This is a genomic window from Microbispora sp. H13382, assembly GCF_014161445.1.
Lineage (GTDB): Bacteria > Actinomycetota > Actinomycetes > Streptosporangiales > Streptosporangiaceae > Microbispora.
This window is the reverse complement of sequence record NZ_JABBXA010000009.1, coordinates 93186-107390: the sequence shown is the minus strand read 5'-3', so window position 1 is coordinate 107390 and position 14205 is coordinate 93186. Positions and strand designations below refer to the sequence as shown.

At 70.0% G+C, this 14205-nt stretch carries 12 protein-coding genes and 1 riboswitch; of the genes, 6 read left to right on the top strand and 6 right to left on the bottom strand.

Features of this window, described 5'->3' with window-relative positions:
• Position 1: 1 nt before the first annotated feature.
• From HHX41_RS19615 to HHX41_RS19605, 3 genes are all read right to left on the bottom strand, one after another.
• Positions 2–637 carry an HNH endonuclease family protein gene (locus HHX41_RS19615; protein WP_169981122.1) on the bottom strand — a complete coding sequence of 212 codons (636 nt, stop codon included), beginning with the start codon at positions 635–637 and terminating at the stop codon, positions 2–4.
• Positions 638–692: 55 nt separating this feature from the next.
• Complete coding sequence (locus tag HHX41_RS40730; RefSeq protein ID WP_310742071.1) at positions 693–2816, bottom strand: sensor histidine kinase; 2124 nt, start codon at positions 2814–2816, stop codon at positions 693–695.
• 173 nt (positions 2817–2989) lie between these two features.
• Complete coding sequence (locus HHX41_RS19605; protein WP_169981118.1) at positions 2990–3571, bottom strand: TetR/AcrR family transcriptional regulator; 582 nt, start codon at positions 3569–3571, stop codon at positions 2990–2992.
• 84 nt (positions 3572–3655) lie between these two features.
• Here HHX41_RS19605 and HHX41_RS19600 point away from each other — a divergent pair, with 84 nt between their 5' ends.
• From HHX41_RS19600 to HHX41_RS39740, 4 genes are all read left to right on the top strand, one after another.
• On the top strand, positions 3656–4864 hold the full coding sequence (locus HHX41_RS19600) for an FAD-dependent monooxygenase (RefSeq protein WP_182907137.1): 1209 nt from the start codon (positions 3656–3658) through the stop codon (positions 4862–4864).
• A 54-nt stretch (positions 4865–4918) separates the two neighbouring features.
• Positions 4919–5875 (top strand): hypothetical protein, encoded by a 957-nt coding sequence (locus HHX41_RS19595; protein ID WP_182907136.1) that lies wholly within the window; start codon positions 4919–4921, stop codon positions 5873–5875.
• 57 nt (positions 5876–5932) lie between these two features.
• Positions 5933–7021, top strand: coding sequence for a hypothetical protein (locus HHX41_RS19590; protein WP_182907135.1), 1089 nt, complete (start codon positions 5933–5935; stop codon positions 7019–7021).
• Between the two features lie 402 nt (positions 7022–7423).
• Positions 7424–7583: riboswitch (cyclic di-AMP (ydaO/yuaA leader) on the top strand.
• A 324-nt stretch (positions 7584–7907) separates the two neighbouring features.
• A complete protein-coding gene (locus HHX41_RS39740; RefSeq protein WP_211591750.1) occupies positions 7908–8243 on the top strand; it encodes a C40 family peptidase in 336 nt (111 codons plus the stop codon).
• Between the two features lie 138 nt (positions 8244–8381).
• Here HHX41_RS39740 and HHX41_RS19580 read toward each other — a convergent pair whose 3' ends face one another.
• The 3 genes from HHX41_RS19580 to HHX41_RS19570 form a co-directional block, all read right to left on the bottom strand.
• Positions 8382–9857 (bottom strand): non-reducing end alpha-L-arabinofuranosidase family hydrolase, encoded by a 1476-nt coding sequence (locus tag HHX41_RS19580; RefSeq protein ID WP_182907134.1) that lies wholly within the window; start codon positions 9855–9857, stop codon positions 8382–8384.
• A 730-nt stretch (positions 9858–10587) separates the two neighbouring features.
• Complete coding sequence (locus tag HHX41_RS19575) at positions 10588–11202, bottom strand: histidine phosphatase family protein (protein WP_182907133.1); 615 nt, start codon at positions 11200–11202, stop codon at positions 10588–10590.
• 121 nt (positions 11203–11323) lie between these two features.
• The gene (locus tag HHX41_RS19570; RefSeq protein ID WP_182907132.1) at positions 11324–12574 is read right to left on the bottom strand and encodes a PEP/pyruvate-binding domain-containing protein; all 1251 of its coding nucleotides are present in this window, start codon (positions 12572–12574) and stop codon (positions 11324–11326) included.
• Positions 12575–12632: 58 nt separating this feature from the next.
• Between HHX41_RS19570 and HHX41_RS19565 the strand changes: the two genes are divergently transcribed.
• Both HHX41_RS19565 and HHX41_RS19560 read left to right on the top strand, forming a co-directional pair.
• Positions 12633–13028: a DNA-binding protein gene (locus HHX41_RS19565; RefSeq protein WP_182907131.1), complete on the top strand. Its 396-nt coding sequence runs from the start codon at positions 12633–12635 to the stop codon at positions 13026–13028.
• Complete coding sequence (locus HHX41_RS19560; protein ID WP_182907130.1) at positions 13028–13660, top strand: transcriptional regulator; 633 nt, start codon at positions 13028–13030, stop codon at positions 13658–13660. Before HHX41_RS19565 ends, HHX41_RS19560 begins: the two co-directional genes overlap by 1 nt.
• Positions 13661–14205 lie beyond the last annotated feature (545 nt).

Below are 14205 nucleotides of genomic sequence, written 5' to 3'. Positions count from 1 at the left end.
CTCATCGTCCGCAGGTGCGGAGCATGTTGAGCAGGGCCACCTTCTCCTTCCGGGTGACGAAGAGCCGGTAGTGATGCTTCACCGTGATCCACGAGGTCGCGTAGCGGCACCAGTAGCGGCGGCGCGGCGGACGCCAGCTCTGCGGTCCCTGGCCTCCCTTGGCCATGTTGACGGAGTGGCTCACCACGACCAGCTCGGGACGGGTGAGGTCGTTGGCGAACGCGCGCCGTTTCGCCTGGCTCCATCGCTTGGCGCCGGAGCGCCAGGCGTACGCCAAGGGGACGACGTGGTCGACGTCGGTCTGTTTCACGCTCTTCAGCACCTTGCCGTCGTACGGGCTGTGCCAGACGCCCTTCACGGCCTGGCACGCCGCGTTCCTGCGCACGCCCCGCCCGTCGCGGGCGAGAACCGCCTCCCTCGCGTCGCACTCCCCCTTGTGATGCGCCCAGCGCGGCTGGAACCGCCGATGGCTGTACCCGCGGATCGACAGCGGCTTGGCGACCTTCAGCTGGGCCAGCATGCGGCGGGCCGGCGCCCCGGCGTCGGCCGCGGCCTGCGGGGCGAGCGCGACAGCGGTGATGGGGAGGACCAGAAGGGAAAGCGTGGTGACTCGGAGCGTGCGGTGCAAGAAGATCATAGTTACAGCCATACCAAATACTCCCCACTGAGCGTGACGATATGCGCTGCGACGGTCAGCGGATGGTGGAGGCGGTCCGCACGGGGAGGGAGACCTCGATGAGGGCGCCGCCGCCGGGCGGGGAGGAGATCAGGCAGAAGCCGCCCACCTCGGCGGCGCGCTCCCGCATCGAGGCCAGGCCCACCCCGCCGCGCGGCGACTCCGGCAGCCCGACGCCGTCGTCACGCACCCGCAGGGTCAGCGTCCCCGCGCCGTTGTGCAGCGTCACGGACACGGTCGTGGCGTTCGCGTGCCGGAGCACGTTGGTCAGCGCCTCCTGGACGATCCGGTAGACCGCCACCTCCGCGGCGGCGGGAAGATCCGTCAGATCCCCGCTCACCGACACCGTGATCCGCGGGGCATGACCACCGGCCCGGCCCCTCTCGTCCCCGTCCGCCACGGCGACCGCGGTGGCTCGATCGGTTATCGCGCCGTCGCTCCCGCTCACCCGGGCCGCTCGCGGGCCGGGTGGGGTGTCCGAGCCCGCGCCGCCCCCCATCGCCTCGGCGGCGAGCGCACGGACGGCTCCCTCCAGGGCCAGCTGGTCGAGCACGGGCGGACGCAGGCCGTAGACGAGTTCGCGGATCTCGCCGGCCACTCCGTCCATGGCCGTACGCAGGTCGAGCAGGATCCGCTCGGCCTGCTGCGGTGACGTCCGCAGCGTCCGCCGGGCCATGGTGATCGTCATCGCCATGGCGGCGAGCGCCTGGCCTAGACCGTCGTGCAGGTCGCGGCGGAGCCTGCGGCGCTCCTCCTCCCGGGCGCTCAGGATCCGCTCGCGCGAACGCTGCAGATCCGCGGAGAGCCGTACGGCATGGGCGATGTCGGCGACGTACGGCGTCACCGCACTGATCAACCGGTCGTTGTGGGCGGCGGGGAAGCGGCGCGGGCCGGGTGCGCCGATCAGCAGCCGGCCGACGTCCTCGCCGTGCCACACCAGCGGCACCACGCGCGCGGCGTCGACACAGCCGCTCTCGACGTAGCGCGGCCGCCCGTCGTACACCTCGACGGCCACACCCCGGACCGCCAGGCCCTGACGTACCGCGGCGGCGACGGAGGCGAGCGCGGTGACCGGGTCGGCGGCGTGCACCTCGCGGGTGAGCCGCTGCTTGAGCGCCTCGGGATCCCCGACGGGGCCGTAGAAGACACGGTCGAGCAGCCGCCGCAGCCGGCGCCGCAGCGGCTGGATGAACGCCCCCGCGAACAGCGCCGCCACCAGTCCCTGGATCTGCCCGTACTCCGAGACGAAGACCCCCCACAACACCCCGACGCCGAAGTAGATCGCGGTGACCGACGCCAGAACTCCGGTGACGACCACGGTCCTGCTGACCAGCGTGTCGATGTCGTACAGCCGGTAGTGCGTGACCGCGACGGCGATCGCGACGGGCACGGCGGCGCTGGTGACGAGCGACAGCGGCGACTGGTGCCACCACACCTCGACGATCAGGTTGGCGGCGGTGGCGTACAGCAGCCAGCCGATCTGCCGCCGCCGCACGGTGTCGCCGGTCAGGAACCTGACGACGAGCGACAGCAGGCACACCGCTTCGATCGGATAGAAGAAGTTGAACGGCAGGTCGCGCAACCATTCGTGCAGTGGAGCGATCCAGGCCACCGCCAGGGGATTCGGCCCGCGCGGTGAGTCCGCGGGGACGACGCGGCAGACGAACGCCACGGACTGGATCAGCGTGACGGCGCTCACCGCGACGGCGACGGGACGCCAGCGCCGCGACGGGAGCCGCCCGTCCGGATACAGCAGCGGCAGCAGTTGGTCCACCGCGAGCATCCCGAGGGCGCCGACGGCGTTGTTGACTATCAGGGGGTAGTACTGGGCCCGCAGGTCGCCGTGGTAGCCGAGCCACTCGTAGGCCGCCTGCGAGGGCCCCAGCACGGCGATCGCCAGACCGCCCAGGACCATCAACCACCCGACACGGAGCCTGGGCCGCCGCACGACCAGCAACGCGCCGATGACCGGATAGGCGATGCCCACCACGTCGTCACCCGTCAGCACCGCGGGCCGCACCCGGAACTCGGCGGGTATCGCGTAGCGGCTCGCGGCGGCGGCCACCACCATGACCGCGGAAAGGGCGGCCAGTCCCCCGGCGACCAGCCCGGCCGTACGGGCTCCGGTGAGTCGGCGCACCCCGTACTCCTCCTCCGACGCCCACTCGATCAGCGGCGTCGCCGGATCCTAGCGCGGCCGGGACGGCCGCCGTAGCGGCAGAAACCGCCGGACATCGTGACCGGATTTCGTGGAACGCCGCCTGCCGGGACCGCCCCGGGCTCTCAGCCGGCCCCGAGCCCGGCGTCCACGTGTCATTCCGTCCCGAGCCCCGCACCGATCGTGCGCAGCGCTTCGAGAAGATCGTCCGCTGACGGGGCCTGATCCGGATCGACGAGCCACTGGGCCGCCATCCCGCCGAGCAGTGCCTGGTAGAAGGAGCCGACAGCCATCGCCTTCCGCTCGTCCGCGCCCGGATCCAGTCGCTCGAAGATCGCCGCCAGTCCCAGCCTCGCCTGCCGGTTGGCGGTCGCGAACGCCTCGCGCAGTTCCGGAAGGCGGTCCATCTGGGCGATGAGCTCGAACTGGATGGCCCAGAGCGGTCTCAGCCTGACGAAGGACTCGATGATCCGTGTCCAGGTCGTCACGAACCGCTGAGCGGGAGTGCCGGACAGTGACGTGTCGGCGGCGAGAGTCCGCTCGATCTCCTTTCCCCACTCCTCCATCGCCTCGATGAGGGCCGCGTTGAGCAGGGCCTTCGTCGACCTGAAGTGATAGCCGATGGCGGCGAGGCTCGTGCCGGCGGCCCCCGCGATGTCCCGCGCGGTGGTGCCGGAATATCCCTTCTCCACCAGGCAGCGCTTGGCTCCCGCGAGCAGATCTTCCCGGTTTCCCATGGCCAGAGCTTAGCCCGCCATCGAGACAAGCGTCTTGGACATTTGTGCTAGACAGATGAGTGAGACATTTGTACAGTTCCTGGCATGAGAAACATCCTGATCTCCGGCGGGAGCGTCGCCGGGCTGACCCTGGCTTTCTGGCTGCGCGGGCACGGGTTCGCGGTGACCGTCGTGGAGCGCTCGCCCTCACTGCGGGACGGCGGCTACAAGATCGACATTCGCGGAGCGGCACTCGACGTCGTCGGCCGCATGGGACTGCTGGACGAGGTGCGACGGCACAGCACGGACATGCGGATCGCGCGCTTCGTCGACGCGCGCGGCAGGCAGGTGGGCACGATGGACGCCCGGTTGTTCGGCGGCCGCGAGGGTGACGACGTCGAAATCATGCGCGGCGACCTCGCCGGGCTGCTGTACGCGGCGGCCGGAGACGACGTCGAGTACGTCTTCGACGACTCCATCACCGCCCTGCACGAGACTCTCGAAGGGGTGCGCGTCACCTTCGCGAGCGGCCCTCCGCGTACGTTCGACCTGGTGGTGGGTGCCGACGGCCTGCACTCGAACGTGCGCGCGCTGGCCTTCGGCGAGGAGTCCCGGTTCGTCCACGATCTCGGGCACCACATCTCGATCTTCACGGTGCCCAACCACCTCCACCTGGACCGCACCGAGATGATGCACCCCGCTCCGGGCAGGAGCGCGGGGATGTACAGCACCGGGGGCGGCGACGACGCCAAGGCGATGTTCCTCTTCTCCTCGCCGCCGCTCGCCTACGACCGGCGAGACGTCGCCCGGCAGAAGAAGCTGCTCGCCGACGCCTTCTCCGGTCAGGGCTGGGAGGTCCCGCGTCTTCTCGACGCCATGGAGGACGCGCCGGACTTCTACCTGGATTCGATCAGCCAGGTGCGCATGGACCGCTGGTCGTCGGGCCGGGTGGCACTCGTGGGCGACGCCGCCTACGCGGCCTCGCCCGCGTCCGGCCAGGGCACCAGCCTGGCCCTGGTGGGCGCCTACGTTCTCGCGGGCTGCCTCGCCGAGGCGGCGGGAGACCACGCCGCGGGATTCGCCGCCTACGAGCGCGAGATGCGGCACTTCGTCGAGGAGAACCAGAAGCTCGCCGCGAACAACCTCAAGGGCATGGTGCTGAAGTCGGCGGCACAGATCCGGTTCCAGATGTTGATGTTGCGGCTGATGCCGCATCTGCCGGGGAGGAACCGCATGATCGAGCGGATCACCGAGCCGATCCGCAGGGCCGCGACCGCGATCACGATCAGGGACTACCGAACACCGGCCTCGTAATAGGCCCACAACATTTCCCGGATTTCCGGCATCTCACAAAGCATGACATTGCGCATGACCCTCGGAGCACTGCTCCTGACCGCCGTACCACTGACCGCCGCGCCCCTGGCCGCCGCACCGGCAGCCGCCGCACCGGCAGCCGCACGGCCCGCAGCGGCCGCCACGCCGGTCACGATCGCGTACGCGCAGTTAACGCGGACCTGGGAACTGGTGCTCGCCAACGGAGACGTGGTGAAGGTGCCGGAAGCGCTCGCCGTGGCACCCGCCGACGCGGTCAACCCCGGCGCGCAGGCACCCTTCCTGATCAGCGGGGACGGCCGGCATTTCTTCTACTTCCGCAAGTCGGATGAGCTGTTCGTCGAACGCACCCTCGACGGCAAGGAAAGAGTGGTGTCGCGGGCGATCCAGGCGTACGCCATCGACGAGGAATGGCCGTTGGTGTCGGACGACGGCAGCTACGTGATCACGACGACCTCGGCGCCCGGGACGGGGGTCTTCGTGGACCTGCGGAAAGGCAAGACCTTGTCCAAGCCCGGCGGGACGGACATGTGGAGCTTCGCGGGATTCAGCCCCGACAGCAAGCGGCTGCTGCTGGAAGGGGACCGGGTGACGGTGTTCGACCGCGGGCTGCGTGCCCGGTCGCGGTTGAAGACGCGGCTGTCGCCGATGGCGCTCGCGAACGACTACCGCACGGCGGCGGTGCCTGTCGGCACCTGGCCGAAGTACCGGAAGATGCGCATGCTCGACCTGCGTACCGGCCGTGCCGGCGGCACAGTGACCGTGCGGCTGCCGCGCGGGCAGTACATCGACAACCTCGACTTCGACCAGGCGGGGCGCGTGGTCGTCCGGTCGAAGACCAAGACCGGCGTGGCGATCTACCGGGTCTCGAAGACGACCGGCAAGGCGACGTTGCTGCGGACGATCACCAGGCCAGACGCGCGGGTCTGGGTGCTCCCGGGAGACAGCACGTACGAGCCGTGGACGGAGAAAACGAGCAAATCGTCCGGGTGACGGAGTGAACTGATCCTCTCCCCCGGACGTCATCCTCATGACGGAAGGGGAGGCGTTGTGCGTACCGTGTTCGTCTCGGGGATGACGGCGCTCGCGCTGGCGTGCGCGCCTGCCGTGACGGCCTCCGGCGTGACCCACGAGGGCGGCCGGGCCGGGGAGACCGCCGCGTGGCGGCTGGCCAGGGTGAACACCCTGCCCGGTGACGACGTCCTCGACGACGTGACGGTCCTGGGCGACGGGTCGGTGTGGGCGGCCGGTCACCGGGTCGCGAACGGGAAGCAGCGGGGCCTGGTCCAGTGGTACGACGGCCGGGCGTGGCAGGTGGTCCCCGGCACCCCGTCGTACGAACTGAAGGCCGTGACGGCCACCTCGAACAGGAACGTGTGGGTCTTCGGCCAGGGGAAGGCCGCCCGGTGGAACGGCCGCGCGTGGACCGCTTTCTCGCTGGGCGGCGCGTTCTCGGCGACGGACGCCGACGCGACGGGCGCGAAGGACGTCTGGGCGGTGGCCGGGTCCTCGGCCTCGGCCAGGCACTGGAACGGGTCCTCGTGGAGGAGCGTCCGTCTGCCGGCCCACGCCGCCGCCGTCGACGTGTACAAGGCCCGCGACGTCTGGGCGGCGGGGACCAAGGGCGACCGTCCCGCTGTCATGCGGTGGAACGGGAAGTCCTGGGCGCTGGTGCCCACACCCGCGATCAAGCTGCCCGCTCCCGACGCCGTCGCGTTCCTCGACGACATCGCCGTCGTGAGCCCGGGGAACGTGTGGGCCGTCGGCGGCGTCACCTGGGAGGGCGCGAACGACGAGGGTGACGACGTCACCTACAACCGCACTCTGGTGATGCGCTGGAACGGCACGTCGTGGGCCACCTCGGTCGGCAGCGCCAACGCGCAGCCGTACACGGAGGTGGAGCCCGACGGCAAGGGCGGCATGTGGGTCGTGCAGGGCAACTGGAACCCCACTCTGTGGCATGTGACGGGCTCGGCGTGGAGGAGCGTCCCCCTCCCGCGGAAGGCGGGCACCGACGCCGTCCTGTTCTCGATCGCGCGCAGGCCGGGGACGGCGGCACTGTGGGGTGCGGGTTTCACCGTGCCGCAGGGCGACCCCGACGACCCCTCGGCCAACGGCACGTTCTGGCGTACGCGCTGACCGGCTCGTCCGCGGACACCGCCGGCGCTCGTTCTCGAGCGCGCCCCGGGCGCCCGGCGTTCTTCCGCGATGCACGCCGGTGGGTCTCCGGAGTCGAACAGCCCGCGCGACGTCGCGGTGATCTTCACGACGCCGAGGGCTTCCCACCGGCCCTCGCGCAGGTGTGACGAGCACCACGTTTTCCCCGAGCGCGAGGCCCTGACCTGCAGCTATGCGGGCTTGATCCTTTTTATGGGCTTCTTACCCTTTATGTGCCCTTTGCCCCAATATAGGGGAGCTTGGTAGTTTCCTTGCCCTGCGACGGCGGCGTACCCCATGACGCCGCCGTCGCGAACCGGCTCCGCCGTGCTTGAAAACGAAAATCCACAGTCACCGCCGCCATGTCCTCTCCGCCCCCCGATGGCGCCGGTGACGCCGAATCCGTGCAGCAAGGAGGCACGGAGCCGGGGAACCAGTCGACCTTCGTACGAAGGTCCGGGGTGAATCGGCGCGCCGAGCGCCGTAGGGCGACTTCCCTGCCCGAATCCGTCAGCTAACCCGGTAGGCGCAAGCGGAAGACTCTAGGAGAGACCCCCTGTCTACCAACCCCGCCACTCTGTCCCGCATCGCCCGCGTCACGATCGGTGGCGTCGCGCTGACCGCGTCGGTAGCGGCCTTCGGCGCGCTGCCCGCGGCCGCCGCGCCGGGGACGGTCACGGCACCACAGCCCGCCTCGACGCTCATCCCGCCGCAGCCCCCCGCGACGGGAGCCACCCCGGACACCGCCGCGGCGACCACGACGGCGACCACGGCGGCCACCACTGCTGAGGCCACCCCGAACGCCGCCGCGGACAAGAAGCTCAGCAAGTCCGCTCTGCAGCAGGAGAAGGCCAAGCGCGCCATCAAGGTGGCGAAGAAGCAGCTCGGCGATCCCTACGTGTGGGGCGCCACAGGCCCGCGGGCGTTCGACTGCTCCGGGCTGGTCCAGTTCGCCTGGCGCAAGGCCGGGATCAAGCTCCCGCGTACGACGTGGTCGATGCTCAACGCCGTCAAGAAGAAGGTCTCCCTGGCACACCTCAAGCCTGGCGACCTCGTCTTCACCAGCGGCGGCGGCCACGTGGGCATGTACATCGGGCACAAGAAGGTGATCAACGCCCCGCACAGCGGAGCGGTGGTCCGGGTCGACAGCCTCAAGGGCTACTGGAGGAGCGGCTTCCTCACCGCCGTACGCCCGGGGGTCTGACACCGGGCGCGAGGATGACGATTTCCCGGCGGAGACGTCCCGGCGCGTGCCGTCGCCGCCCGTCTCCGCCGGGGACGCCCGGGAAACCTCCGGTCGGGCGACACCGACCGGAGGTCTCACGAGCCCTTGATCACACCATCAGCGCTGCAGCGTCAGCACGCCCGGCCGGTAGGGCAGGAGGCCGTAGTCGCCGCCGGAGCTGGGGCTGCGACCCTGGTAGAGCAGCTGCAGGTTGCAGGGGTCGACGGTCTTGGTCTGGTCGGGGTTGTTGCGGACCAGGTCGCCGTGACTGATGTCGTTGGTCCAGGTGGCGCCGCTGTTGGCCTTGCCGGCGAACGGGTTGCTCTCGCTCGTGGCCTGCGGGGTCCACGAACCGCCCAGGCTGGTGGCCGTGTACGAGCGGAAGTAACGGCCCTGCGAGCCGATCGACTCGACGAGCATCAGGTACTTGTTCTGGCCCTGGAGCTTGTAGACCTCGACACCTTCGAACAGGTTGTTCGTCGTGTCGCTCATGATCGTGGTGTAGTTGGAGCCGAAGTTGCCCGGGAAGTTCCCGATGGGCATGCTGGACCGGTAGATCTTGCCGTTGTCCCCGGCGAAGAACAGGTACATGTTCTGGCCGTCACCGATGAGCGTCTGGTCGATGGGGCCGGTGCCGGAGCCGGTGATGCTCGCGGTGGACAGGGTCTGCTGCGCCGACCAGCCGTTGGGGTTGCTGGGGTCGCTGGAGGTCCGGTAGGAGAAGGCGGTCCCGCCCCACTGGTAGGCCAGCACCCAGATGTTCTTGGGAGCGAAGTAGAACAGCGTGGGCGCGACGGCCGAGAAGTTCATCGTGTTCTGGCTGGCCGAGGCCATGTCGGACCAGTTCGTGAACAGGCCGAAGTTCATCGACCCCCAGCTCGACCCGGTGTCGTGCGTCGTCGCGTAGACGAGGTGCTTGCCGTTGTAGACGACGTTGGTGAAGTCCTTGAGCGAGACCCAGCCCGACTTCGGGTTCGCCAGCGAACCGGTCGAGGTCCAGCGGTACGACGACGGGAGATCGCACGTGCCGCCGGTCGGCGTCACCGTCGGGGACGGCGTCGAGCTCGGGCCGCCTCCGGAGGTGCTCCACTTCTGGTTGGTCTGGCCGTTGCAGGACCACAGCTGGACGGCGGTCCCGTTGGCCGTGCCGACTCCGGTCACGTCCAGGCACAGGCCCGACTGCACTCCCCTGATGGAGCCGTCGGAGTTCTGCTGCCACTTCTGGTTGGTCTGGCCGTTGCAGGACCAGATGACCACCTTGGTGCCGTTCGTGGTGCCCATGTTGTAGGCGTCCACGCACCGGGTGCCGTTGAAGGTCCGCAGCTCACCGGCCGAGGTGAACTCGAAGGCCTGGTTGGCCCCACCGCTGCAGTCCCAGATCTGCAGACCGGTGCCCAGCGCGTCGGTGTTGCCCGCCACGTCGAGGCAGCGGCCCGACCCGGCGCCCACCAGCGGCGCCGGCGCCGCCGACGCCGGCACCGCCCACGTCACAGTGGCCGCCGCCAACGCGGCCAGCACCGCCACGAGGCGTACGCCGACACCGGCCGGCGAACGACGCCGACCGCTCGTCACACGAATGGGGGGTGAATCCATTGTTTCGTTCTCCTCCTTTGGGGGGTGAAAGCGTGGCGAAGCGGGCCACGCCAGGGAAACCGCAGTGGTCTCACGCAGTCGGGCAGGGACGGTCCATCAATCGGGACGAATCCCTGGGCTCTGCCGCCAAGAGGTCGACGGGCCCGCGAATCGTTTCCGTACGGCCCGGTTCGTTGTGGTTCGTGCGTGGAGTTCGAAACCAGCCCCACCCATCATCAAGGCCTCGCCCCCGGCAGGGCGACGGAAGGGCCGATGGCGACCGCGGGTCTGTTAGCGTTAACATGTTCCGCAATCCGGGTTCCTCTCCCTCGGCTACTTGACAGTGGTGGTGCAGCGGGCGAACACGACCGGGCGAGGCGCCGCGTCAAGAACGCGACTCTGGCCCCTGCCGGCCACGCCCGGATTCCGCTGCGGTGGCGCGCAGCCGCGGACCGTCTCCGATCATGGAGACCCTCCTTTCCGGGGCCGGCGCGTGTTAGCGCTCACATTCCACGACGCGGGGAGCCGCGTCCACAGGTCTCGATGCCGGTGATATTGGCGGAGCAAACTAGGACTCACCGGGGTCCGTCAAGAGGAGACCGAGAGCCCCGGTGGCGTTTCGCGCTTCTGGAGCGCACCCATCTGGCATTACGGGCCCGGCCCGCACCGCGCGCGAAACGGCTCGTGATGAAACTTTCAACCACGCGCGCGCTGACGCAGGCGGCGACCTCGGGGCCTGTCGGGAGCCACCTCACGGCCTGACGCCTTCGGGGAACCCGGTCCAGCGTAGGTCGGGCGGGAGGTGGCTCATGTCGTTGAACATCACGAGCGTGGGCGGCAGGCCGTCGCGGTAGTCGATGACCGTCAGAGCGGTGTTGGCGCTGTTCAACCCGAGCCACCGCGATGGCGGCGCGTCCAGTGCGTGCCGCACCAGCCACGCGATCTGGTAGGCGTGCGTCACCAACACCTCACGTGTGTCGGGCCGGGTTCCTTTCGTGGTCGTGCCGGGGACCTTCGCGAACCGGGCGACCAGGGCCTCGGCGAGCCTCCGGCCCGAGGCTGCCTCGGTGTCGTCGTAGCCGTCGAAGAAGCCGGCCCAGGACGGGGGCGTTTCGGCCGCGCTGGGGACGTAGGGCACGTGGTCGACGAGTTCGGCGGCCTCGGTCACGGGCACGTTCGGCAGGTGACGGGCGAGTTCGTGCGCGCTCGCGACGGCGCGTGGCAGCGGCGAGTGCCACACGGCGTCGACCGGTACGCCGGCGAGCCGTTCGCCCAGCAGACCTGCCTGCCGACGTCCGATGCCGGTGAGTTCCCCGAACGCGTCGGCCGCGCCGTGACGTGCCAGGTAGAGGCGTCGAGTTGTCATGCGTAGCTGGGAGGAGTCCGCGTGGACCCTTCCCCGCCTCCTTTCGATCGGTACGTGTGGGTGGGGCGGCGGAATGCCGAGCCGGAACCCGTGACACCAAGCCGGCCCGGGGCCGCAGAGGTCAGTCGCTCTTTGTCGCCGTGACGGTCCCGGTGGTGCCGTCGATGGTGATGACGGTGCCGTCGCGGAGCCTGCTCGTCGCGTTCGCGAGACCGAGGACGGCGGGAATGGCGTGCTCTCGGGCGACGATCGCGGCGTGGGAGAGCACGCCTCCGGTTTCGGTGACGACGCCGGCGGCGATGCTCAGCAGCGGCGTCCACGCGGGGTCGGTGAAGGGGCAGACGAGGATGTCGCCCGGGCGCACGCGCGCGAAGTCGCCGGGACCACGGACGATCCTCGCGGTGCCGGTCACGGTCCCGTGGCTGCCCGGCGTTGCTTTGAACGTGGCGGCCGGGATGTCCGCGGCGCCGGAAGGCGCTGTCGGTGGTGGGGGTGTGGCGGTGACCGGCCGTGCTTGCAGAACCCACGTGCGGCCGCCGGCGATCGCCCATTCGATGTCCTGCGGTCCGCCGAACACGGCAGCAGCCCGTTCGCCCAACTCGGCCAGCCGCACGGCGGTCGCGTCGTCGATCGCCGGCCGGTTCCGGGTGGCGGCGGGCACGTCGCGGATGACGAGCCGCGCGCCGCGCCGGTCGAGGCGCTTCTGTTTGTCCGCGACGGTGCGGGTGACCGACCCGTCCTCGGCGACGCGGTAGGTGTCAGGGGTGACCCTGCCCTCGACGACGCTGGGGCCGAGACCCCAGGACGCCTCGATCCGGGTCGCGTCGTTCCGGTCCGAGGGTGTGAACATGACTCCGGACACCTCGGCGTCCAGATGGCGTTGGACGATGACGGCCATCAGAAGATCGTCGGATGGTCGGTCGTGGCGGCCGGAGACAGCTCGGTAGGCGATGGCACGCGAGGAGAACAGCGACGCCCAGCAGGCACGTACGGCCACGGCCACCTCACCGGCTCCGCGCACGGCGAGGAAGCTCTCGTGCTGACCGGCCGCCGATGCCTGACCGGTGTCTTCCCCCGCTGCCGATGATCGCACCGCCACGGGCGGATCGCCGAGTTCGCCGAGCGCGCGTCCCAGCGCGTCGATGACGGCGGCGTGGACCGGGCGGGCCTCGACCGCCCGCCGCGTCGCATCGGCGTCGTCCGCCTCGCCGGCGAGCCGCCGGGGGTCCAGGTCGCGGACAGCGGCGAGGTAGGCGGCGAACGGGACGACGAAGCCGTCAGGAACCGGCAGACCGGCGCGGTGCAACGCGCCGAGTGCGCCGGCCTTGCCCCCGCAGGTATCGGCGACAGCCTCCGTGAGGGGTACGATCACCGCTCCACCCTTCAACAGATGATTGACAACAATTTGTTGATTGTGCATTCTGGGGCACATGGAACGCAAGGACGACATCGGTCGCGGCATGCACGCCGACCACGTCCGGGCCCGGCGTGAGCAGGACGCGCGTGACCGTCTTCTGGACCTGGGCGCGGACGCGCTCGACGCCCGTCCGTGGCGACCTCCGCCCGTCCCGCCGTCGGCGGTCGACCTCGTGCAGTTCGCCGTCTGGCGCAACGCCGATCTCGGCCCGGACGACATCCTGAGCGCGCTCGCCCTCCTGCCCGCCGCGCGAGCCGAGGTCGAAGGACTCGAGTCCGCCCTGCTGTTCATCGCCCGGAGCGCAGGCCTGACCTGGGCGCAGATGGCGCACGCGATGGGGTTCAACTCCCCGCAGGCGTGCCAGCAGCACTACACCCGCCTGACCGCACGACAGGACGCCGACTCGTGATGTGTGACTCCTCGCCCGGCCTCCTGGTCCTGCACGCCGTGCGCATCACCGGGTTCGCGGACACCCCGGTGATCGCTCGTCGGTACGGGCTCGACCCGGCCGAGACGGAAGAGCTGCTGCTCGACGCCGAGGCCCTCGGCTGGGTCGAGCACACCGCCTTCGCCGGCACCGGAGGCTGGTCGCTGACCGAACCGGGCCGGGCCGAGAACGAGCGCCGACTCGCGGCCGAGCTCACCCGCGTCGGCGGCGCCGGCGAGGTCCGAGACGTCTACCGCGGGTTCCTCCCGCTGAACGCCCTCCTGCTCCAGGCCTGCACCGACTGGCAACTGCGGCCCACCGCCGGCGATCGGCTCGCCGTCAACGACCACTCCGATCCCGCCTGGGACGCCGGAGTCCTCCACGAGCTCGCCTGTGTCGACCGGGCACTCACGCCACTGGCAGACCGGCTTGGCCGCGTCCTCAGACGCTTCCGCGGATATGACACGCGATTCGCCACAGCCCTGGCGCGCGCCCGGGCCGGCGAGGCCGCCTGGGTCGACCGCACCGACGTGGACTCCTGCCATCGTGTCTGGTTCGAGCTGCACGAAGACCTCATCGCCACGCTCGGACTCGACCGGCACGCGGAACCCTGACCCGCCATTCCGGCGCGGAAGGCGTACAACGCCCGACAGCCGCGAGCAGTGGTACCAGTCGTGCGCGTGGGCGCGAAACGGGCGGCGTCGTCGCCGGAGGCGTGAATCCGTCGACGATGAAAATTTCATCTCGAGGTCGACGGCAGGCGCGGTTTCCTCCCTGGTCAAAACCGAAGGAATGAACGGTCACAGGCAAGGGACTCTCGGGGAGCGGGCGAAGTCATTGACACGACTCCTGACTTCATATTTGCTCCCCACCACCACCACCTCCAGTCGACCGGCAGAGAGGAGCACGTGGCCGCCCCCGTCACTGTTAGCGATAACAATTTGTCGTCTCCACGGCAGACGGAACTGACAGGACCGGCGACACCCGGCAGGCGCATTCATCTGGTATCCGCCAGATGAGAGGTCGCGTCCCGAGATTCCGCCCGTCCTCCATCAGAACCGCCGAGAAGAGAACACGGCAGGCGCCATGCCGACGCTAACGGGCATCTGACCTCGCCCTGCTCTTCTGCAGCAGGAAAGGGGCGAGCACGCGCAGGCCG

Coding starts and splice junctions, on each gene's coding strand:
- HHX41_RS19615 (WP_169981122.1), bottom strand. CDS start 637: ATGATCTTCTTGCACCGCACGCTCCGAGTCACCACGCTTTCCCTTCTG.
- HHX41_RS19605 (WP_169981118.1), bottom strand. CDS start 3,571: ATGGGAAACCGGGAAGATCTGCTCGCGGGAGCCAAGCGCTGCCTGGTG.
- HHX41_RS19600 (WP_182907137.1), top strand. CDS start 3,656: ATGAGAAACATCCTGATCTCCGGCGGGAGCGTCGCCGGGCTGACCCTG.
- HHX41_RS19595 (WP_182907136.1), top strand. CDS start 4,919: ATGACCCTCGGAGCACTGCTCCTGACCGCCGTACCACTGACCGCCGCG.
- HHX41_RS19580 (WP_182907134.1), bottom strand. CDS start 9,857: ATGGATTCACCCCCCATTCGTGTGACGAGCGGTCGGCGTCGTTCGCCG.
- HHX41_RS19575 (WP_182907133.1), bottom strand. CDS start 11,202: ATGACAACTCGACGCCTCTACCTGGCACGTCACGGCGCGGCCGACGCG.
- HHX41_RS19565 (WP_182907131.1), top strand. CDS start 12,633: ATGGAACGCAAGGACGACATCGGTCGCGGCATGCACGCCGACCACGTC.
- HHX41_RS19560 (WP_182907130.1), top strand. CDS start 13,028: ATGTGTGACTCCTCGCCCGGCCTCCTGGTCCTGCACGCCGTGCGCATC.